Here is a 19,421-nt window from a genome sequence, read left to right on the forward strand (position 1 = left end):
TTCGCGTGGCGTTGGCACACACCTCGTCGTCCGTCGGTCCCGACGGTGGATCGGCGTCGGACGATCCGGGCGACGAGGCGGAGGAGGTCACCTCCTCACGACGAGGACGGCTCCTGGTTGGCCCCGTGGCGGGACGCCCGGTCCGCCGATCTGCCGGACCAGTCCAGGCAGAGCACCGTGGCGTCGTCGCGCAGGTTGCCATCGGTGATCCGCAGGACGGCATCGCCGAGCGCGTGCACGACCTCCCGCGGATGCAGATGGGCGGTGTCCCGCAGCGTCGCGTAGAAGTCCAGGTCCGCCGCATGCCGTTCGAGCATCCCGTCGGTGACGAACACGATGCGGTCGCCGGGTTCGAGTGCGAGGGACTGCACCTCGAAGGACCGGCCCGGCTCGATCCCGAACGGCAGGTCGACAGCCAGCTCGATCGCCTCGACCCGACCCTCCCTCAGCCGGAGAGGAGGCGGATGACCGGCGTTGACGATCAACGCGGTCTCCCGCTCCAGGTCGACCCGTACGACCTGCCCCGTGACGAACCAGCCCGTCGGAGAGTGCGCCGCGAGCTCGTCGTTGGCGCTGGCGACCTGGGCACGCAGGTCGGCCCCCGCACGTCGGGCGTTGCGCAGCGCGCCGACGAGGACCGTCGCCAGCATCGCCGCCTGCACGTCGTGACCCGCGGCGTCCGTGATCGACACGTGCAGGGTTCCGCGGTCGAGCGCGTAGTCGAAGGTGTCGCCGCCGACGGTGCTGGCGGGCTCGAGCCAGCCGGCGATGGTCAATTGATCCGCCTCGCACGTGAACGCGGGCGGCAGGAGCCGACGTTGGATCTCGGCGGACAGCGACAGGGCGGTCGTGCGCTGGCCCCACTCGAACAGGTCCGTGTAGCGCCGGTTGACGACCACGATGTGGCCGAGCAGGTGCCCGATCGCTGCGATGTCCGCCGTCTGCTCGGTGCTCGGTCGGCCGGTGAGCAGGAGGTCCATCGCCCCGATGACGTCTCCACGCACGGTCACGGGGGCGGTGATCCGGACGCCGTCCTCGACCTCGCGGACCGCGACCTGCTGGGAGCGCAGCACCTCCTCGTACACGGTCCCCGCGACGGGCACCGACTCGGCGTGCTCGCTGCCCCACGTCCGCCCCTGCACCGCAGCCGGCGTCCGTCCGAGTCGAACGAGGTCCCGGCCGCTGTAGTCCGCCACCAGGAGCGTGACCTCACGCGCCCCGAGCCTCGTCGCGAGCTCCTCGGCGGCGACGTCGATCGCGTCGACCGGTGATGCTGCCTCGACGCGCTCCAGCAGCGCGCGGAGGTCGGGGGACGACATGGGATGAGCCTAGGGACATCACCCGGACCGGCGACCCGGCCGGGCACCACGGGAGCCCGGTGTGCGGCGTGACAGCCGACCCGGCACCCGACCGCGGGAGGGCAGGGGATCCGCCGTCGGCGGCCGGACCGCGTCGACCAGGGCCTCTACCCGCAACGACGTCCTCGCAGGACATCACGAGGGGTCGGGCGGATCGACGAGGTGGTTCTGGTAGGCGATGACGACGAGCTGGGCCCGGTCGTGGGCGCCCACCTTGACCATCGCCCGCCCGACGTGGGTCCGCACGGTGGCCCGACTGATCGTGAGCGCCTCCGCGATGTCCTCGTTGCTCAGTCCGTGGGCGACGAGTCCGACGATCTCCCGCTCGCGTGCCGTGAGCTGGTCCAGGACCGCGTGGTCGACACGGGGGGTTCCCGGACGATCGACGAGGCGTGCCACGAGGCGGCGCGTCAGCCCCGGGGACAGCAGGGCCTCACCTCCGGCGACGACCCGGATCCCGTGGAGGAGCTGGCGGGGTTCGGTGTTCTTGACCAGGAAGCCGGCGGCTCCGACGCCGAGGGCCTCGATGACGTACTCGTCGTGGTCGAACGTGGTGAGGACGAGGACGTGGACACCGGCCAGCGCGGGATCGGCGGTGATCTCGCGGGTGGCCGCGAGCCCGTCGACCCCGGGCATCCGGATGTCCATGAGCACGACGTGGGGACGGGTCCGGCGTGCGAGCGCGACCGCGGCCTCGCCGTCCCCCGCCTCGCCGACGACGGTCATCCCGGGCTCGGCGTCGATCAACACACGGAAGCCGCCCCGGACCAGCGCCTCGTCGTCGGCGATCAGCACCCGAAGAACGTCGTCGGTGGACGTCACCGGACCTCCGGGACCGGGAGCTCCGCGCAGACCTCGAAGCCGCCGTCGGGGTGCGGGCCGGCCGTCAGCGAACCGGCGAGCGCGCGGGCGCGCTCACGCATGCCGTCGATGCCCTGTCCCCAGCCGTCGGTCGGCGGATGCGCGGTGCCGTCGTCCCGGATGCGGAGGGTCAGCCGGGGAGGCCGGTGCTCCACCGCCAGCCACACGGTGTGGGCCCCGGCGTGGCGGATCACGTTGGTGAGCGCCTCCTGGACGATCCGGTAGGCGGCCAGGTCGACGGGGACCGGCAGCGGTCGTCGGTCGCCACTCATGTCGAGATCGACGCGGAGCCCGGCGTCCTCGGCGGTCTCGACGAGCGAGGGCAGCCGGTCGAGCCCCGAGGACTGCTCGACCTCTCCGCTCTCGGTGCGCAGGGCCCCGAGAACCGCCTTCACGTCGGTCAGGCCGGTGTCGCAGATGCGCTTGATCGCCGCGAGGGCCTCCCCGGCCTGGCCGGGGCGCTGCTCGAGGACGTGAAGACCGACGCCGGCCTGCACGCTGATCGTCGCCATCGAGTGTCCGACCACGTCGTGCAGCTCCCGCGCGATGCGCAGCCGCTCCTCGGCGATCAGGCGGCGGGTCCGCTCCTCGCGGAACGAGGTCTCCCTCGCGAGCTCGGCACGCGTGCTGGCCAGCAGGGCCCGGTAGTAGCCGACGGCCGCGCCCGCGCTCCCCGCGGTGGCGGCGAGCAGGACCGCCATCGGCACCACGCCGACGGTCGCGACATCCCCGAGGACGACGCGGATCGCCAGGATCTGGACCCCGGCCGTGAGCGCCGCGCCCGCCAGGCCCCAGCGCCAGCCACGGTCCGCGGCGAGGGCGTAGCAGCCGAGCAACGGAGCCAACGCGACGAGCCGCCCGGGATAGGGCCCGACGAACCAGAGGACGACGACCGCGTCGAGCCCGGCGAGCGCCGCGACCGGGTATCGGTGCCGGATGCCGACCGCGGCGGCCAGCGCCGCCGCGAGAGCGAACGCTCCGACGTCGAGCGCGCGGGCATCCGTCGTCGACACCGGGCCGATCCCCGCGAGCGCGGCGACGAGGACCACCGCGGCCACCGTGACGCCGAGACCCACGTCGACCACCGCCCGTGCCGGGCACCGACGCGCGGCCCCGAGCGCGGTGTCGCCCATCGGTCCGCCTCCCCGCTCGAGCTCGGGGCACGCGTCCCCTCCCTCATCCTGCGCGTCACCGGGGGAGCACGCGTCCACCCGGGGACGTGCTCCGGCCCCAGCGCTCCCGCCGTAGGTCCTACGTCCAGGAGCCGACCGTACGGCGGGCACGGCAGACCGGACAGACGATCGCGAGCCGATGCCGGCGGGGTCCCCGGGCGCGCACTCTCGGCGTCCTGCTCCCGACCTGGAAGGACCCCTGATGCTCCACGATGTGATCACCGCCCTCCGGGGCACGGACTCCCCGATCGCCGGCGCCGGCTACGAGCTCGGCGTGGGGCGGACCGTGCCGACCATCGCGGCGGTGGTGGGACTGGCCGCCGTGGTCGTGGGTGTGCTGGCCCTGGCTCGCCCGGGCGCGCGTGGCAGGCCCGTCGCGGCCCTGGTGCTCGGGCTGGTCGCCGCGCTCGTGGGCGGGCTGCACGCGATGAACGCCGCGGGCGGCCTCGGCACCGGCAACGGTCTGGCCGGGGCCCTCGTCGCCGTGGTCCTGGGGCTGATCGGCGCCGCTCTCGGGGGGCTCGCCCGCACGCGGTCCCGGTCGTCGGTGTGACCTCGCGCGGGCTCGCCGGGCGGAACGGTTCGACCAGGTCGCCGTCGGGGTCGGCGATCAGGACCCTGTCGACGGAAGATCACGTCAGTGGATCGTCATCGCAGGTCACACATGGTGGAGACGAAGGGGATCGAACCCTCGACCCCCGCCTTGCAGAGATGGACGATCACGCTGTCCAGGGCCTCCACCAGCAACACCGTGCACGACGGCCGTCACTCCGGGCTCCCCAGCAACGATGTGCACCCCGTCTCGTGCCACGAGCCGTGTCACGACGGCCGCGGCCCGGCTGGCGAGCCGACGGGTCCTCCTCGCAAGGGGTGGCGATCAGCGCCGGGTGGCACCGGGCCCGCGAGGGGACCGCTTCGGTGACGTCGGCGCCGATGCCGTCCCGAACCACGCTCCACTCGTCGACGTTCCCCGGTCCCTGAGCGGGTCATCTCCTCGCGCCACCGAGACGCCGCGGAAGACCCGGAGGTCAACGGTGTCGGTGTGAACGGCGGCTCGATCTACGCTCTGGGGCAGCGGCGCTCTCGCCGGCGCCGCTCGCGGGCTCGCGCGGAGCGGACTTCGCAGCCGTGCGGCGATGAACTGGAGCGAGATGTCGGACCGCGAGGACGAGCTGCGGCGCAGCGTGGGGGACGCCGAGGAGGTGCGCGCGGCGTTCGAGGACCTGCCGCTGATGATGGCAGCGATGGACGGCCCGGAGCTGAGGTTCGTGGCGGCGAACGCGGCCTATCGGGCTCTGGCCGGAGGGTCCGCATTCATCGGTGAGCCGCTGCGCGGGGTCTTCCCCGAGGTCGGCGGGCAACAGGTCTTCGAAGCGGTCGAGCGCGTCTACGCCACCGCCGAGCCCTACTCGATGCACGAGTGGCGGATGCAGTTCGGGATCGACGACAGTGGGCAGCCCAAAGAGCTGTACCTCGACGTCCACCTGGTGCCGCGCTTCACGGCCGGGGGAGAGAAGCGCGGGGTGGTCGGCTACATCACCGACGTCACGGCGCTGGTCATGGCGCGGCTCGCCGCACAGAGCAAGGCTGCCGAGGTCGAGCGCCGTTACGAGCAGGCGCGCGACGTGATCGCGTTGCTGCAGCGGGAGCTGCTCTCGCCTGGACTGCCGGTGCTCCCGGGGCTACGGGTCGCTGCCAGCTACCTGCTCGCCGACGCCGACACCGCCGCGGGCGGCGACTGGTTCGACGCACTGCCACTCTCCGACGGCCGCGTGGGGCTGGTCGTCGGTGACGTCGTCGGGCACGGGGTCGCGGCGTCGGCGGTGATGGGACAGCTCCGCGCGATCGCGGCCGAGCGGCTCCACAGCGGCGCGAACCTCCCCGATGCGCTGGCCGCGCTCGACGCCGCCGCCGGCCGGATCCCGGGCGCGCGAGCAGCGACCGTGTGCGTCGTCGTGCTGTATCCGGCCTCCGGCGCCGTGTCCTACTGCACCGCCGGGCACCCGCCGCCGCTGGTCGTCCCCGTGTCGAACGAACCCCGGTACCTGCCCACCTCCGGGGCGGGCCCGCTGGGCACCGGGTCGGGGTTCCCGCTGGCCCAGGCCACCCTCGAGGTCGGGGACGTGCTGCTGTGCTACACCGACGGGATCATCGAGCGGCCCGGCCGAGCGCGTGCGGCCAGCGGCGCGGAGCTCTCCCGGGTCGCCGCGGACGCGGCCGCTGGGCGTGGCCTGCGCACCGGCGAGTTCTCCGCGGTCGAACGGGTGTGCACCCACACCCTGGAGCTGTTGGTGCGCGCGACCGGACACAGCGACGACATCACCCTGCTGGCCGTCCAGCGCCGCGAGCCCCTTCCGCCGCTGGAGGTGAGGCTGACCGCGGAGTACGGCGCCATCGGAGTCCTGCGCACACGGTTGCGCACCTGGATCGCCGAACTGGGGGTGAGCCCGGACGATCTCTTCCGCGTGACGCACGCGGTGAACGAGCTGGTCACCAACGCCGTCGACCACGCCTATCCCCGCCGCGGCCCCATGTGGATGCGGGCCAGCGTGGACACCACCGGGACGCTGCACGCCTCGGTCACCGACCTGGGCCGGACGCCCGGCACGGCCGACCTGATCAGCGTCGACGACCTCGCCGCGATACCGTCGCATCTCGAGCGTGGCCGGGGGTTGGCGATGAGCCAGCGGCTGGTCGACGTCCTCGAACTCGAGCAGGCCGAACCCGGCATGACCGCGCGCATCGCCCACCGGCTCTCCCGCCCGGCGCGGCTGCTGATCGCCGACGACGTACGCGGCGCCCCGTCGCCCGTCCCGGCACCGGGCGCACCAGCTGAGTTCCTGTTGATCCTCGACGAGCCCTCGCCGCGGGGCCCGCGCATCCGCCTCGCCGGACCCGTCGATGCCGAGACCGCCACCAAGCTGCGCACCGAGCTCGCCCGCCGCACCGCCAGCCACACCCATACCCTCACCGTGGACCTGAGCGAGGTGACCCTGCTCGCCAGTGCCGGCGTCGCCGCGCTGGCCGCCGCCCGCGCGGCAGCCCCTGCCGACACGCTGCAGCTGTACGCGCCGGCGGGCAGCGAGGCCGACCAGGTCCTGACCCTGGTCGGGTTCGAGCACACCACCAGCGACCCGGACCGGATCGAAGCCTCCGACGGCGGCGGGGCGGCGACCGGTCCGAGCTAGAGGACCTGGCGTTCCGGACTGGTTGGCCCGCGGATCGTCAGGACACCGGCGCGCAACAACACCGCTGATGAGCACTGTCGTCAAACCGTCGTTCTCCACCTGCGACGGGTGGTCGCTCGGGACGTGCCCGCGTTCCGGGAGTTCTACGACCAGGAGTCATACCCACCTCGGCTCGCGTCTCGTTCACTGCGCCGCGGCGACGAGCTTCACGAGTGTGTCGGCGAGTTCGTCGAGAGCACGCTCCCGCGCATCGCTCTCCAGCCCGCCGCACCACAGCGGTGCCTGGGCCATCGCGGCGTGCATGCACTGCAGCGTCGTCTCCAACCCGGTGACCGCGAACTCCCCGGAAGCGAGGCCCTCCTCGAGGACGCCGCGGAACACCTGGTCGTGGCGCCGGCGAAGTTCCTTGATGCGCTCGCGCGGGTCATCGGGCCAGGTGCTCGGCACGAGGAAGAGCCGTAGCGCGGCCGGGTACTCGCCGACGGCGATGGCGACGTGCTCACGGATGAGGGCCCGCAGCCGTTCGTGGGGCGGGCCCTCGGCGGTCGCGGCCAGCCGCTCGAGCCGCCCGGTCCAGTCGGCGCCGAGCGTCTCGATCGCCGCCACGGCCAGCTCGTCCTTGCCGGGGAAGTAGTAGTAGAGCGACCCCTTGGTGACGTCGAGCCGTTCGGCGACGTCGTCGAGGCTCACCGCGTCGTACCCGCGCTCGCCGAACAGCTCGGCGGCCGTGGAGAGGATTTCCTGGACCCGGCGTCCCCGCTTGCGCTGCACACGGCCGACCGGCGCAGCGTCCTCCACCGGCTGACTGCTCATCGGCCCTCCTCGTCCATGCCCCACAGTATCGCGATCATTAACTTCCAAGTCAAATCTTGACTACTATATTGACTCTCGGGTCAAAGTTTGCCACGGTCGTCAATCAGACACACCGAAGGGGCACCCCATGGACTTCGAGCTCACCGAGACGCAGCGCGAGTACCGCGACCGTGCTCGCGGCATCGCCGAGAAGGAGCTGCTGCCCGGCTACCGGGCGCGGGAGCGCAGCGGGCGCATCGACCCCGAGCTCCGCCGTGAGATCGGCCGGCTCGGCCTCATCGCGCCGGAGCTGCCGACAGAGCTCGGTGGCCGAGGTCTGGACCGGCTCACCGCCGGCGTGGTCACCGAGGAGATCGGCCGGGGCGACATCAACGTCGCCTACCTGCAGGTCGTCGGGTCGCTGGTCGGCCAGATCCTCGCCGGCAACGCGACGCCGGAGATCGCTCAGGCGTGGGTACCGCGGATCTGCGCCGGAGAGGAGATCGTCGGGATCGGGCTGACCGAGCCGCAGGCGGGGTCGGACGCGGGCATGCCTGCGCTCACGGCCCGCCGCGACGGCTCCGGGGAGGACGCCGACTGGGTGCTCGACGGCGTGAAGTCCCTGTCGTTCGCCGGGGAGGCGGCGGCGGTCGTCGTGTTCGCCCGGACCGGACCATCACCGTCCCGGGGCAAGGACATCAGCGCCTTCCTGGTACCGCTCGACGCACCCGGAGTCTCTCGCGAGCCGTACTCCGACATGGGCACCACGGCGGTCGGCCGGGGAGCGGCCCACCTCGACGGGGTGCGCATCCCCGCCGACCACCTCCTGGGCGCGGAGGGCCGGGGCTTCACCCAGGTGATGCAGGGGTTCGATTTCAGCCGCGCCCTCATCGGGCTGCAGTGCCTCGGGTGCGCGCAGCAGACCGTCGACGAGACGTGGCGCTACGTGGGCGAGCGCACCGCGTTCGACCGTCCGCTGAGCAAGAACCAGGGCGTGGCGTTCCCGCTGGCCGAGGCCGAGACGCTGCTGTCGGCGGCGCGGCTGCTGTGCCTGCGGACGCTCTGGCTCAAGGACGTCGGCCGGCCCCACACCGCGGACGCCGCGATGAGCAAGTGGTGGGCCCCGAAGACCGCCTACGACGTCATCAACCAGTGCCTGTTGCTGCACGGCCAGTACGGCTACCGCACCGAGCTCCCCATCGAGCAGCGACTGCGCGACGTGCTCGGGCTGCAGATCGGCGACGGCACCGCACAGATCATGAAGCTCGTCATCGCCCGGCAGTACCTGGGCCGCGAGCTCGCACCGTGACGACACCAACTCTCGAGGAAGGACCAGGAACAGCCATGGGCAAGCTGCAGGACAAGATCACGATCGTCACCGGGGCGGGACAGGGCATCGGGCGAGGTATCGCCGAGAAGCTCGCCTCCGAGGGCGCCACGGTCGTCGTCACCGACATCAACGAAGCGACGGCCAAGGAGACCGCCGACGCCCTGGGCGGAGTCGCGGTCGGGCTGCACACCGACGTCACCTCCCGCGAGTCGGTGGACGCGATGGTCGCCCAGGCCCACCAGCGGTTCGGGCGGATCGACGTCCTGGTCAACAACGCGGGCTGGGACAAGGCGGGGCCGTTCGTCGACTCCGACCCCGCCGACTGGGACCGGGCCATCCAGATCAACCTCTACGGCGTCCTGAACACCTCCAAGGCCGTACTCCCGATCATGGCGGAGCAGGGCTCGGGTTCGGTGGTCAACCTCGCCTCCGACGCGGGTCGGGTCGGGTCTGCGGGTGAGGCGGTGTACTCCGCGGCCAAGGGCGGGGTCATCTCGTTCACCAAGACCACCGCGCGGGAGATGGCCCGCCACCAGGTCAACGCCAACTGCGTGTGCCCCGGTCCGACCGACACGGCCCTGTTCGCCTCTGTCGTCGAGGGCAACCCGAAGCTGCGCGACGCCCTGATCAAGGCGATCCCGCTGCGCCGGCTCGCGCAGCCGGCCGATCTCGCCAACGCCGTCGCGTTCCTCGCCTCCGACGAGGCCGCCTACATCACAGGTCAGACGCTGTCGGTCAGCGGCGGCCTGTCCATGAGCTGACCGTCCCGGCAGCGAGGAGGAAGACCGACCATGACGGAGCTGGCCCACGACTACCTCGACCTCGACGGCCTGTTCTCGGCCGACGAGCTCGAGCTCCGCGACCGCGTGCGCGCGTTCGTGCAGGAGCGCATCAAGCCCCACATCGCCGAGTGGTACGAGAACGCCCAGTTCTCCCGCGAGATCGCCCGGGAGATGGGCAAGGCCGGCCTGCTCGGCATGCACCTGAGCGGGTACGGCTGCCCCGGCCGCAGCGCCGTCGAGTACGGCCTCGCGGCCATGGAGCTCGAGGCCGGCGACTCCGGGCTGCGCACCTTCGTCAGCGTGCAGGGATCGCTGGCCATGAGCGCGATCCACAAGTTCGGCTCCGAGGACCACAAGCAGCGCTGGCTGCCCGGCATGGCCGCCGGGGAACTCATCGGGTGCTTCGGGCTCACCGAGCCGGGTGCAGGCAGCGACCCGAGCAGCATGACCACGCACGCCGAGCGCGTCGAGGACGGGTGGGTGCTCCACGGAGCCAAGCGCTGGATCGGCCTCGCCACGATCGCCGACGTCGCCGTCATCTGGGCGAAGACGAACGAGGGCGACGGTGCCGGCGAGGGGGCAGCATCGATCAGGGGGTTCCTGGTCCCGACCGACACGCCCGGGTTCTCCGCCACCGCGATCGAGCCCAAGCTCGGGATGCGCGCCTCGATCCAGGCCGGGATCACGCTGACCGACGTCCGGCTCCCCGCCGACGCCGTGCTCCCCGACGCCCGAGGACTGCGCGGGCCGTTCTCCTGCCTCAACGAGGCGCGCTTCGGGATCATGTGGGGCGCCATGGGCGCGGCGCGCGACGCCTACGAGGACGCGCTGGCCTACGCCCTCGAGCGTCGCCAGTTCGGCGTCCCGATCGCCGCCTTCCAGCTCACCCAGCAGAAGCTCGTCGACATGGTGCTGGAGATCCAGAAGGGCGTCCTGGTCGCCCTGCAGACCGGGCGGCTCAAGGACGCGGGCACCCTGCGTCCCCAGCAGATCTCGCTGGGCAAGCTGAACAACGTGCGCGAGGCGATCGCCATCTGCCGGGAGGCACGCACGGTGCTCGGCGGCAACGGCATCACCCTCGACCACTCCCCGCTGCGCCACGCCAACAACCTGGAGAGCGTGCGGACGTACGAGGGCACCGACGAGGTGCACACCCTGATCATGGGCGCAGCCATCACCGGCATCCCCGCCTTCAGCGCGGGACACCAGCCATGAGCTACGAGACGATCACCGTCGACGTCGCCGACCGACTCGCCGTGATCACGGTCGACCGGCCCGAGGCGCGCAACGCGCTCAACCGCCAGGTCCTGGCCGACCTACGGGTAGCGCTCGCCGCACTCGCCGACGACGACCAGGTGGGCGTCGTCGCCGTCACGGGCGCGGGTGAGCGGGCCTTCGTGGCCGGCGCCGACATCACCCAGCTGCAGCACTACACGGCGCAGACCGGACTCGACGCCGAGATGCAGCGGCTCTTCGACGACGTCGAGGCGTTCGAGAAGCCGACCATCGCCGCGGTCAACGGCTTCGCCCTCGGCGGCGGCTGCGAGCTCGCGATGTCCTGCGACATCCGGATCGCGGTGGACACCGCACGCTTCGGCCTGCCCGAGACCAACCTCTCGGTGCTGCCCGGAGCGGGCGGCACGCAGCGGCTGGCCCGGCTCGTCGGCACCGGACGGGCGATGGAGCTGATCCTGACGGGCCGTTTCCTCGAGGCCGACGAGGCCAGGTCGGCCGGGCTCGTCACCTCCGTGGTCGCACCGGAGAACCTGCTCGCCGAGACCCGCACCGTCACCGACCGCATCCTCGCCAAGGGCCCGCTGGCGGTCCGGCTGGCCAAGCTCGTCATCCGGACCGGGATGGACGCCGACCAGCGCACGGGGCAGGTCGTGGAACGCCTCGCCCAGTCGCTGCTCTACACGACCGACGACAAGCGCGAGGGCGCCGCGGCGTTCCTCGAGAAGCGCACACCTGACTTCCGGGGGAGGTGACGACGATGAGCAGCCAGGACACACCGGGGGTGCACGACGTCCTCGTCGTCGGCTGCGGCGCGATGGGCTCGCAGATCGCCATGGCCTGCGCGCTCGCGGGCTACCGGGCGACCGCCTTCGACCTCGACGCGGGGGCGTTCGACCGCGCCGCGGCCGAGCTGCGCCGTCGGCTCGACCGCGACGTCGCCAAGGGCCGGCGCGACGCGGATGCCGTGACCGAGGCGTTCGAGCGCCTGAGCTTCACCACCGATCTCGACGCGGCGGCGCGGCGCGCCGACTTCGTCATCGAGGCCGCCGCGGAGGACCTCGAGGTCAAGCGCGAGGTGTTCGCCCGGCTCGACGCCCTTGCGCCGGCGCACACGATCCTGACCACCAACTCCTCGGCCATCGCCTCGTCGCGGATCGCCGACGCCACCGCCCGGCCCGACCGCGTCGCCAACATGCACTTCTTCAACCCGGCGCTGGTGATGCGCTGCGTCGAGGTCGTCGGCGGGCCCGAGACGTCCGCCGCGACCGTGGCCACGACCACCGCGCTCGCCCGCCGGCTCGGCAAGGACCCGGTGGTGCTGCGCAAGGAGGTCCCCGGCTTCGTCGCCAACCGCATCCTCGGTGCGGCCCGCGACGAGGCGGTCTCCCTGCTCGAGCAGGGCGTCGCATCGGTCCAGGACATCGACACGGCCTGCCGCACCGCGCTGGGCCACCCGATGGGCCCGTTCGAACTCATGGATCTCACCGGGATCGACATCGGGTACCGGGCCAAGCTCGCCCGCTACGCCGAGACCGAGGACCCGGCCGACCGGCCCAGCCGCACGGTCACCGAGCTCGTCGAGCGCGGCGAGCTGGGCCGCAAGACCGGGCTGGGCTTCTACCGCTACGCCGACGACGGCACCCAGTACCCCCGCGAGGACGACGGGACCCCACGATGACGACCATCACCTCCGGCTCTCCGGAGATCTCCTCCAGCGACTACTACCTGCTCGACGAGCTGCTCACCGACGAGGCGCGCGACGTCCGCGACCGCGTGCGGGGGTTCGTCGACCGCGACCTGCTGCCGGTCATCAACGACTACTGGGACCGGGCCGAGTTCCCGTTCGAGCTGGTGCCGAAGATCGCGCAGCTGGGGCTCGTCGGGTCGACGATCTCCGGCTACGGCTGCCCGGGGCTCAGCCGCCTCGCGGCCGGCGTCCTGACCCGGGAGCTGGCGCGCGGCGACGGGAGTGTCAACACCTTCTTCGGTGTGCAGACCGGGCTCGCGATGGGCTCGATCGCGCTGCTGGGCAGCGAGGAGCAGAAGCAGCGGTGGCTGCCCGGCATGGCAGCCCTGGACGTGATCGGGGCGTTCGCCCTGACCGAGCCCGGGCACGGCTCGGACGCCGTCCGTCTCGAGACCACCGCCCGCCGCGACGGTGACCACTGGGTGCTCGACGGCGCCAAGCGCTGGATCGGCAACGCCAGCTTCGCCGACGTCGTCGTCGTGTGGGCCCGGGACGTCGAGGACGGCCGGGTCAAGGCCATCGTGGTGGAGAAGGACACCGACGGCCGCTACCCCGACGGCTACTCCGCCGACCTCATCACCGGCAAGATCGGCAAGCGTGCCGTGTGGCAGCCCGACATCACGTTGCGCGGCGTGCGGGTCCCGGTGGAGAACAAGCTCGACGAGGCCCGGTCGTTCCGCGACGCCACCCGGGTCCTGACCTCCACCCGTGGCGGGGCCGCCTGGGAATCGCTGGGTCACGCGATCGCCGCCTACGAGATCGCGCTGGCGTACGCGGGGGAACGCCAGCAGTTCGGCAAGCCGATCGCGAGCTTCCAGCTCGTCCAGCACAAGCTCGCCGAGATGCTCGCCGAGATCACCGCGATGCAGCTCTACTGCTTCCGCATGGCCGACCTGCAGGAACAGGGCCGTCTCACCGGCCCGATGGCCTCGCTGGCGAAGATGCACCACGCCCGCAAGGCCCGGCAGGTCTGCCTCGACGCCCGCGACATCCTCGGCGGCAACGGGCTGCTCATCGAGCACCACGTCGCCCGGCACCTGACCGACATGGAAGTCGTGCACACCTACGAGGGCACCGACTCGATCCAGTCCCTGATCGTCGGTCGCGACCTCACCGGCATCTCCGCCTTCACCTGACCCGCCCGCTCCACCCGGACCACCCTCGACGAAGAGACGCTGCCATGTTCACCTACGACCCGACCGCCTACCGGAACTACTTCGAACGCGAGTTCACCTACCTCGCCGGCTTCCGCCGCAACACCCGCCGCTACGCCGGCCGGGTCGCGATGACCGACCCCGCGACCGGCGACCGCTGGACCTACGCCGAGCTGGGCCACCGGGTGGACGCCCTGGCCGCCGGGCTGGCCGCGACCGGCGTGCGCCCCGGCGACGTCGTCGTCCACCAGCTCTTCAACGGTCCCGAGTTCGCCCAGCTCTACCTGGCCACCCAGGCCTGCGGCGCGGTGGGCTCGCCGGTCAACTTCCGACTCGCCGCCGGCGAGACCGCGCACGTCCTCGACGACAGCCAACCCACCGTCTTCGTGTACGACACCGAGCTCTCGGACATGGTCGCGGCCGCACTGGAGCGCGCCCGGCACCGTCCCGCGGTGATCGCCGCGGTCGGTCCCGGCGCGCCCCTGCCGGGAGCGATCCCGTTCGAGGAGCTGGTCACGCCCGGCAAGCCCGTGCCGGCAGCAACGCGCACGGTCTACGACGAGACCACCCGGCTCTACACCTCCGGCACCACCGGCATGCCCAAGGGCGTCCCGCTCAACAGCATGGTCGAGATCTTCAGCGCCCATGACGTGATCATGCACTTCCCGCTGTCCCCCGAGGACCGCACGCTGAACATGACGCCCTGGTTCCACCGCGGCGGGCTGTACTCCGGCGGGCCCAACCCTGTGTTCTACCTGGGCGCCGAGGTCGTGCCGATGCGCGCGTTCGATCCGGAGCGCTGCCTCGATCTGGTCGCCGAGCACGGGCTGACCTACCTCATCGGTGCCCCGACCAACCTGGCGATGCTCGCCCGGGCCCAGTCCGACCGGCCCCGCGACCTCTCCGCGCTGCGCGGCATCGTCACCATGGGCGCCCCGCTCGAGCGCGAGGCGTGCCTGCGCTACCAGGAGCTGCTCACGCCCCGCATCTTCAACGGATACGGCACCACCGAGACGTTCTGGAACACCTTCCTGCGCCCGGTCGACCTGCCCGACCACGCCGGTGCCGCGGGCCGCGCGTCCACCGACGACGACGTCCGCGTCGTCCAGGTCCACGACGACCGCCCGGGTCGGCCCGACGAGCGGGTCGCCCAGGACAGCACGGAGGTCGGCGAGGTGATCGTCCGGTCCCCGAAGGCCGGCTACGCCTACGTCAACTCGCCGGCCCAGGAGGCGGAGAAGTTCCACGACGGCTGGGTCCACCTCGGCGACCTCGCCGTCTGGGACGCCGAGGAGTACGTGACGATCGTCGGCCGCAAGGACGACATGCTCATCTCCGGGGGCGAGAACGTGCACCCGGTGCAGGTCGAGGAAGCGCTCAACGAGCACCCGGGCATCACCGACTCCCTCGTGATCGGCGTTCCCGACCAGTCCTGGGGACAGCGCGTCGTCGCCTATGTCATCCGCGCCGACCCGTCCCTCACCGCCGCCGACTGCGAGGCCCACTGCCGGGCGCACCCGATGCTGGCCCCCTACAAGCGGCCTCGTGCCTACCGGTTCGTCGACGAGCTCCCGCTCACCGCCACCGGCAAGAAGGTCCACTACCGCGCCCGGGCCCAGGCCGTCGAGGACGACGCCCAGGGCCTGTTCGAGACCCCCTGACCGACCCGACGACCGCAGAGGAGCACTGCCATGACCTTCTCCGACTACCAGCAGCTCGACTTCGAGCGCCAGGACAACGGCGTCCTGCTCATCACCATCAACCGTCCCGACAAGTACAACGCCACCGACGAGCAGCTCCACGGCGAGCTCGCCCGGGTCTGGAACGACGTCTCCACCGACCCCGAGACACGCGTCGCGGTCATCACCGGCGCGGGCAAGGCGTTCTCCGCCGGCGGGGACCTGGCCATGGTCGAGCGGCTGGCCGGCGACCACGAGCGGGTCTCCCACATGCTCACCGAGATGAGCGACCTCGTCTACAACATCATCAATTGCGAGAAGCCGATCGTGTCGGCGATCAACGGGGTCGCCGTCGGCGCCGGCGTCGTGATCGCGTTGCTCGCGGACATCGCCATCTGTGCCGAGGACGCCAAGCTCGGCGACGGCCACGTCAAGCTGGGCGTCTCCGCCGGCGACCACGCCGCGATCATCTGGCCGCTGCTGGCCGGGATGGCCAAGGCCCGCTACTACCTGCTCACCGGCGAGATGCTCACCGGCGCCGAGGCCGAGCGGATCGGCATGGTCGCCAAGGCGCTGCCGCGCGACCAGGTGCTCGACGAGTCACTGCGGGTCGCGCAGACCCTGGCCACCGGCGCCCAGCAGGCCATCCGGCTGACCAAGCGCTCGCTCAACAGCTGGTTGCGCACCGCCGGACCGACCTTCGACGCGTCCGCGGCCTACGAGATGCTCTGCTTCATGGGCCCCGACGTCGTCGAGGGTGCCGCCGCACTGCGCGAGAAGCGCGAACCCCGCTTCCCCTCCGCTGCAGCGCAGTCCTCAGGGGTTCCCTCATGACCGACGCGGTGATCTGCGAACCCGTCCGCACCCCGGTCGGCGCCTTCGCCGGCGGCCTGCGCGACGTCCCGGTCCAGGACCTGGCCTCGACGGTCGTGCGCGAGCTCGTCGCGCGCACCGGGATCGCGTCGACGGACGTCGACGACGTCGTCTTCGGCCACTGCTACCCCACCATGGACGCCCCGGCCATCGGCCGGGTGGCGGCGCTGGACGCGGGACTCGACATCGACGTCCCCGGCATCCAGGTCGACCGGCGCTGCGGATCCGGCCTGCAGGCCGTGCTCTACGCGGCGATGGCGGTGCAGACCGGCGGTGCGTCGCTGGTGCTCGCCGGCGGCGCCGAGAGCATGTCCGGTGCCGCGCACTACTCGCACCAGCCGCGATGGGGTGTCAAGGCGGGCACCATCGAGCTCAAGGACGCGCTGTCCGTGGGCCGGGTGACCGCGGGCGGGCGCCACCACGAGGTGCCCGGCGGCATGCTCGAGACCGCCGAGAACGTCCGTCGCGAATTCGCCATCTCGCGGGAGGACCAGGACCGGCTCGCCGTGCGCTCGCACGAGAACGCGGCGGCCGCCCAGAAGGAGGGGCGCTTCGCCGACGAGCTGGTGCCGGTCACGGTGCGGGGGCGGAAGTCGGACACCGTGGTCGACGCCGATGAGCACATCCGGCCCGACACCTCGCTGGACAAGCTGGCCGCGCTGCGCCCGATCCTCGGGCGGAGCGACGAGGGGGCCACCGTCACCGCCGGCAACGCCAGCGGCCAGAACGACGGCGCCGCCGCCTGTCTGGTGACCACCCCCGAGCGCGCCGAGCAGCTGGGGCTGCGCCCCCTCGTGCGGCTGGTCTCGTGGGGCCTGGCCGGCGTCCGCCCCCAGTCCATGGGGATCGGGCCGGTCCCCGCCACCGCGGCCGCCCTCGACCGCGCCGGTCTCGGGCTCGAGGACCTCGACGTCATCGAGCTCAACGAGGCCTTCGCCTCCCAGGTGCTGGCCGTGGCCCAGCAGTGGGGCATCGACCCGGTCGCCGACGAGCGGGTCAACCCCAACGGCTCGGGCATCTCGCTAGGTCACCCCGTCGGGGCCACCGGTGTGCGCATCCTCGCCACCCTGGCCCGGGAGATGGACCGCCGCAGCGCCCGCTACGGCCTGGAGACGATGTGCATCGGCGGTGGGCAGGGTCTCGCGGCCGTCTTCGAGCGCGTCACCTGAGGAGGCAGGAACATCGTGTCCCAGCCGCCCTCCGGAGACCGACACCGGGTCGTGATCGTCGGTGGCGGGTTCGGGGGCGTGCGCGCCGCGCACGCCCTCAGCCACCTCCCCGTCGACATCACCCTCATCGACCGCACCAACCATCATCTCTTCCAACCGCTGCTCTACCAGGTGGGGACCGGTGTCCTCTCCCCCGGTCAGATCGCCCCGGCCCTGCGCAGCATCTTCCGGAACAGGCCCAACGTGCGCGTCCAGCTGGCACAGGTCGACGGCTTCGACCTCGACCGACGGGTCGTGCACGGTGTCGCGGACCACGGCATCGAGGTGCCCTACGACACCCTGATCGTCGCGGCGGGAGCGACCCACTCCTACTTCGGTCGTGACGAGTGGGAAGCACACACGCTCGCCATGAAGAGCCTCGACGACGCGAACCGCCTGCGCAGCCGGGTGCTGGGTGCCTTCGAGATGGCCGAGCAGGCCGACACACCGGCCGAGCGGGAGGCGTGGCTCACCTTCGCCATCGTCGGCGCCGGCCCCACCGGGGTGGAGCTCGCCGGGCAGGTCGGAATCCTCGCCCACCGGCTCCTGCCGGCCGAGTTCCGCAGCATCGACACCACCAGCGCGAGGGTCCTGCTGCTCGACGCGGCGCCCACCGTTCTCGGTCCGTTCGCCCGGCCGCTGCAACAGCGTGCCCGGGAAGACCTGCACGAGCTCGGCGTCGAGGTGCAGACGTCCGCCCCGGTCACGACCATCGATCCCGAGGGCATCGAGATCGCCGACGACACCGGGAGCCACCACCGGATCACCGCAAAGACGGTCATCTGGGCGGCGGGTGTGAAGGCCTCGCCCCTGGCCGAACGACTCGCCGAAGCCGCGGGAGCCGAGACCGACCGAGCCGGACGCCTCCTCGTCTCGCCGAACTGCACGGTCCCCGGCCACCCCGAGATCTTCGCCATCGGTGACATGGTCTCCCTCCCCGGAGTACCCGGAGTGGCACAACCCGCGATCCAGGAGGGCCGCTATGTCGCCGAGGTCATCGGCGCTCGCCTGGCCGGCGCCCCCACTCCGCGGCCGTTCCGGTACCGGGACAAGGGGGCGATGGCGATCGTCGGCCGGACCCATGCCGTCGCCCAGATCGGCAAGATCCGGCTCACGGGATTCCCGGCCTTCCTCGTGTGGGGCGTGGTGCACCTGGCCTACCTGGTGGGCTGGGGCAACCGGTTCGAAGCGGTCGCCCGCTGGCTGTGGACGATGATCGCCCGCAACCGCCGGGAACGGCTGATCAGCGTCGTGAGCCTGGTCCCCGAGGAGACCGCCCGCGACCAGTTGGCCCGGACGGGGATTCGGCGCCGCCGCGAGCGCGCGGGGGTCGGTCCCGAGCGCCGGGAGAGGGGCACGGTCAGGCCATGATCGAACCGCTGCCGTCGGGACCGATCGTCGAGCAGATCCGCACGTCGATGGGCTACCGGCTCCACGAACGCTCCGGCTCGCGCGTCCGGGCGACGCTGAGCCTCGGCGAGGCGCACCACCAACCGTTCGGGCGTGTCCACGGAGGGATCTACGCCATCGCCGTGGAGGGGGTAGCCAGCGAGGGTGCGTGTGCCGCGGTGGCCGAACGCGGCATGTACGCGGTCGGGACCAGCAACACCACCGACTTCCTCCGCCCCGTCACCGCCGACGAGGTCGAGGTGCTCGCCGAGCCCGTCTTCCAAGGCCGAACCCAGCAGCTGTGGCAGGTCTCCATCACCCGCCTCAGGGACGGCAAGCTGGTAGCCCGGGGACAGCTGAGGCTGCAGAACCTGCCCCTGCCCGAGGACGCGTAGCAACCCTGCGCCACCCACCTGTCGGGGCCCGCACCTCAGCTCCCTCCGACCCGAGCTCTTGTTGAGGACCGTGGTGAACAACATCGCGGCAAGCCCCCACCGGCGCGACGGCGAGCGCATGGTGGCGGAGTGTTGGCCGCAGCGTCATCAGGTGCTGCGCTGGTCGGGCGGCGACGTGGGCGGGCAGAGCAAGCTCGGACTCCGCTCCGGCGTGGAGCTCGCCGCCGGCCTCTCGCGTCGGCAGTCCGGACAGCAGC

Annotated in this window: 17 protein-coding genes; 13 read left to right on the forward strand and 4 right to left on the reverse strand. The window is 72.1% G+C overall.

All coding sequences use genetic code 11. The features are described from left to right. Positions 1-95 precede the first annotated feature (95 nt). The 3 genes from PH190_RS09900 to PH190_RS09910 form a co-directional block, all read right to left on the reverse strand. The gene (locus tag PH190_RS09900; RefSeq protein WP_274231336.1) at positions 96-1,319 is read right to left on the reverse strand and encodes a PP2C family protein-serine/threonine phosphatase; all 1,224 of its coding nucleotides are present in this window, start codon (positions 1,317-1,319) and stop codon (positions 96-98) included. A gap of 174 nt (positions 1,320-1,493) precedes the next feature. Further along, positions 1,494-2,180 (reverse strand): response regulator, encoded by a 687-nt coding sequence (locus PH190_RS09905; protein ID WP_274231337.1) that lies wholly within the window; start codon positions 2,178-2,180, stop codon positions 1,494-1,496. Next, positions 2,177-3,352 carry a sensor histidine kinase gene (locus PH190_RS09910; RefSeq protein WP_274231338.1) on the reverse strand — a complete coding sequence of 392 codons (1,176 nt, stop codon included), beginning with the start codon at positions 3,350-3,352 and terminating at the stop codon, positions 2,177-2,179. The genes PH190_RS09905 and PH190_RS09910 overlap by 4 nt, the downstream gene beginning before the upstream one ends. A gap of 241 nt (positions 3,353-3,593) precedes the next feature. On the opposite strand from PH190_RS09910, the gene PH190_RS09915 reads away from it, so the two are divergent. Beyond that, the gene (locus tag PH190_RS09915) at positions 3,594-3,944 is read left to right on the forward strand and encodes a DUF6223 family protein (RefSeq protein ID WP_274231339.1); all 351 of its coding nucleotides are present in this window, start codon (positions 3,594-3,596) and stop codon (positions 3,942-3,944) included. Between the two features lie 583 nt (positions 3,945-4,527). Beyond that, a complete protein-coding gene (locus tag PH190_RS09920; protein ID WP_274231340.1) occupies positions 4,528-6,579 on the forward strand; it encodes a SpoIIE family protein phosphatase in 2,052 nt (683 codons plus the stop codon). Between the two features lie 183 nt (positions 6,580-6,762). Here PH190_RS09920 and PH190_RS09925 read toward each other — a convergent pair whose 3' ends face one another. Next, positions 6,763-7,392 carry a TetR/AcrR family transcriptional regulator gene (locus PH190_RS09925; protein WP_274231341.1) on the reverse strand — a complete coding sequence of 210 codons (630 nt, stop codon included), beginning with the start codon at positions 7,390-7,392 and terminating at the stop codon, positions 6,763-6,765. 127 nt (positions 7,393-7,519) lie between these two features. Here PH190_RS09925 and PH190_RS09930 point away from each other — a divergent pair, with 127 nt between their 5' ends. Genes PH190_RS09930 through PH190_RS09980 form a run of 11 tightly spaced genes read left to right on the forward strand, consistent with a single transcriptional unit; the run spans position 7,520 to position 19,164 of the window. Then, positions 7,520-8,680 (forward strand): acyl-CoA dehydrogenase family protein, encoded by a 1,161-nt coding sequence (locus PH190_RS09930; RefSeq protein ID WP_274231342.1) that lies wholly within the window; start codon positions 7,520-7,522, stop codon positions 8,678-8,680. Positions 8,681-8,715: 35 nt separating this feature from the next. After that, positions 8,716-9,462, forward strand: a complete 747-nt coding sequence (locus PH190_RS09935) for an SDR family NAD(P)-dependent oxidoreductase (protein WP_274231343.1) — start codon at positions 8,716-8,718, stop codon at positions 9,460-9,462. 30 nt (positions 9,463-9,492) lie between these two features. Then, positions 9,493-10,698, forward strand: a complete 1,206-nt coding sequence (locus tag PH190_RS09940) for an acyl-CoA dehydrogenase family protein (protein WP_274231344.1) — start codon at positions 9,493-9,495, stop codon at positions 10,696-10,698. Beyond that, positions 10,695-11,471 carry an enoyl-CoA hydratase-related protein gene (locus PH190_RS09945; protein ID WP_274231345.1) on the forward strand — a complete coding sequence of 259 codons (777 nt, stop codon included), beginning with the start codon at positions 10,695-10,697 and terminating at the stop codon, positions 11,469-11,471. Before PH190_RS09940 ends, PH190_RS09945 begins: the two co-directional genes overlap by 4 nt. 5 nt (positions 11,472-11,476) lie before the next feature. Continuing rightward, positions 11,477-12,397 carry a 3-hydroxyacyl-CoA dehydrogenase family protein gene (locus PH190_RS09950; protein ID WP_274231346.1) on the forward strand — a complete coding sequence of 307 codons (921 nt, stop codon included), beginning with the start codon at positions 11,477-11,479 and terminating at the stop codon, positions 12,395-12,397. Continuing rightward, positions 12,394-13,602 carry an acyl-CoA dehydrogenase family protein gene (locus PH190_RS09955; protein ID WP_274231347.1) on the forward strand — a complete coding sequence of 403 codons (1,209 nt, stop codon included), beginning with the start codon at positions 12,394-12,396 and terminating at the stop codon, positions 13,600-13,602. The genes PH190_RS09950 and PH190_RS09955 overlap by 4 nt, the downstream gene beginning before the upstream one ends. A gap of 44 nt (positions 13,603-13,646) precedes the next feature. Further along, a complete protein-coding gene (locus PH190_RS09960) occupies positions 13,647-15,281 on the forward strand; it encodes a class I adenylate-forming enzyme family protein (protein ID WP_274231348.1) in 1,635 nt (544 codons plus the stop codon). A 30-nt stretch (positions 15,282-15,311) separates the two neighbouring features. After that, positions 15,312-16,133: an enoyl-CoA hydratase/isomerase family protein gene (locus PH190_RS09965; RefSeq protein WP_274231349.1), complete on the forward strand. Its 822-nt coding sequence runs from the start codon at positions 15,312-15,314 to the stop codon at positions 16,131-16,133. After that, on the forward strand, positions 16,130-17,341 hold the full coding sequence (locus PH190_RS09970) for an acetyl-CoA C-acetyltransferase (RefSeq protein WP_274231350.1): 1,212 nt from the start codon (positions 16,130-16,132) through the stop codon (positions 17,339-17,341). Before PH190_RS09965 ends, PH190_RS09970 begins: the two co-directional genes overlap by 4 nt. Before the next feature lie 51 nt (positions 17,342-17,392). After that, positions 17,393-18,751 carry an NAD(P)/FAD-dependent oxidoreductase gene (locus PH190_RS09975; protein WP_274231392.1) on the forward strand — a complete coding sequence of 453 codons (1,359 nt, stop codon included), beginning with the start codon at positions 17,393-17,395 and terminating at the stop codon, positions 18,749-18,751. After that, a complete protein-coding gene (locus PH190_RS09980) occupies positions 18,748-19,164 on the forward strand; it encodes a PaaI family thioesterase (RefSeq protein WP_274231351.1) in 417 nt (138 codons plus the stop codon). Before PH190_RS09975 ends, PH190_RS09980 begins: the two co-directional genes overlap by 4 nt. Positions 19,165-19,421 lie beyond the last annotated feature (257 nt).

The organism is Actinomycetospora straminea (assembly GCF_028737255.1).
GTDB lineage: Bacteria > Actinomycetota > Actinomycetes > Mycobacteriales > Pseudonocardiaceae > Actinomycetospora > Actinomycetospora straminea.

Coding starts and splice junctions, on each gene's coding strand:
- PH190_RS09900 (WP_274231336.1), bottom strand. CDS start 1,319: ATGTCGTCCCCCGACCTCCGCGCGCTGCTGGAGCGCGTCGAGGCAGCA.
- PH190_RS09910 (WP_274231338.1), bottom strand. CDS start 3,352: ATGGGCGACACCGCGCTCGGGGCCGCGCGTCGGTGCCCGGCACGGGCG.
- PH190_RS09915 (WP_274231339.1), top strand. CDS start 3,594: ATGCTCCACGATGTGATCACCGCCCTCCGGGGCACGGACTCCCCGATC.
- PH190_RS09920 (WP_274231340.1), top strand. CDS start 4,528: ATGAACTGGAGCGAGATGTCGGACCGCGAGGACGAGCTGCGGCGCAGC.
- PH190_RS09925 (WP_274231341.1), bottom strand. CDS start 7,392: ATGAGCAGTCAGCCGGTGGAGGACGCTGCGCCGGTCGGCCGTGTGCAG.
- PH190_RS09930 (WP_274231342.1), top strand. CDS start 7,520: ATGGACTTCGAGCTCACCGAGACGCAGCGCGAGTACCGCGACCGTGCT.
- PH190_RS09935 (WP_274231343.1), top strand. CDS start 8,716: ATGGGCAAGCTGCAGGACAAGATCACGATCGTCACCGGGGCGGGACAG.
- PH190_RS09940 (WP_274231344.1), top strand. CDS start 9,493: ATGACGGAGCTGGCCCACGACTACCTCGACCTCGACGGCCTGTTCTCG.
- PH190_RS09945 (WP_274231345.1), top strand. CDS start 10,695: ATGAGCTACGAGACGATCACCGTCGACGTCGCCGACCGACTCGCCGTG.
- PH190_RS09950 (WP_274231346.1), top strand. CDS start 11,477: ATGAGCAGCCAGGACACACCGGGGGTGCACGACGTCCTCGTCGTCGGC.
- PH190_RS09955 (WP_274231347.1), top strand. CDS start 12,394: ATGACGACCATCACCTCCGGCTCTCCGGAGATCTCCTCCAGCGACTAC.
- PH190_RS09960 (WP_274231348.1), top strand. CDS start 13,647: ATGTTCACCTACGACCCGACCGCCTACCGGAACTACTTCGAACGCGAG.
- PH190_RS09965 (WP_274231349.1), top strand. CDS start 15,312: ATGACCTTCTCCGACTACCAGCAGCTCGACTTCGAGCGCCAGGACAAC.
- PH190_RS09970 (WP_274231350.1), top strand. CDS start 16,130: ATGACCGACGCGGTGATCTGCGAACCCGTCCGCACCCCGGTCGGCGCC.
- PH190_RS09980 (WP_274231351.1), top strand. CDS start 18,748: ATGATCGAACCGCTGCCGTCGGGACCGATCGTCGAGCAGATCCGCACG.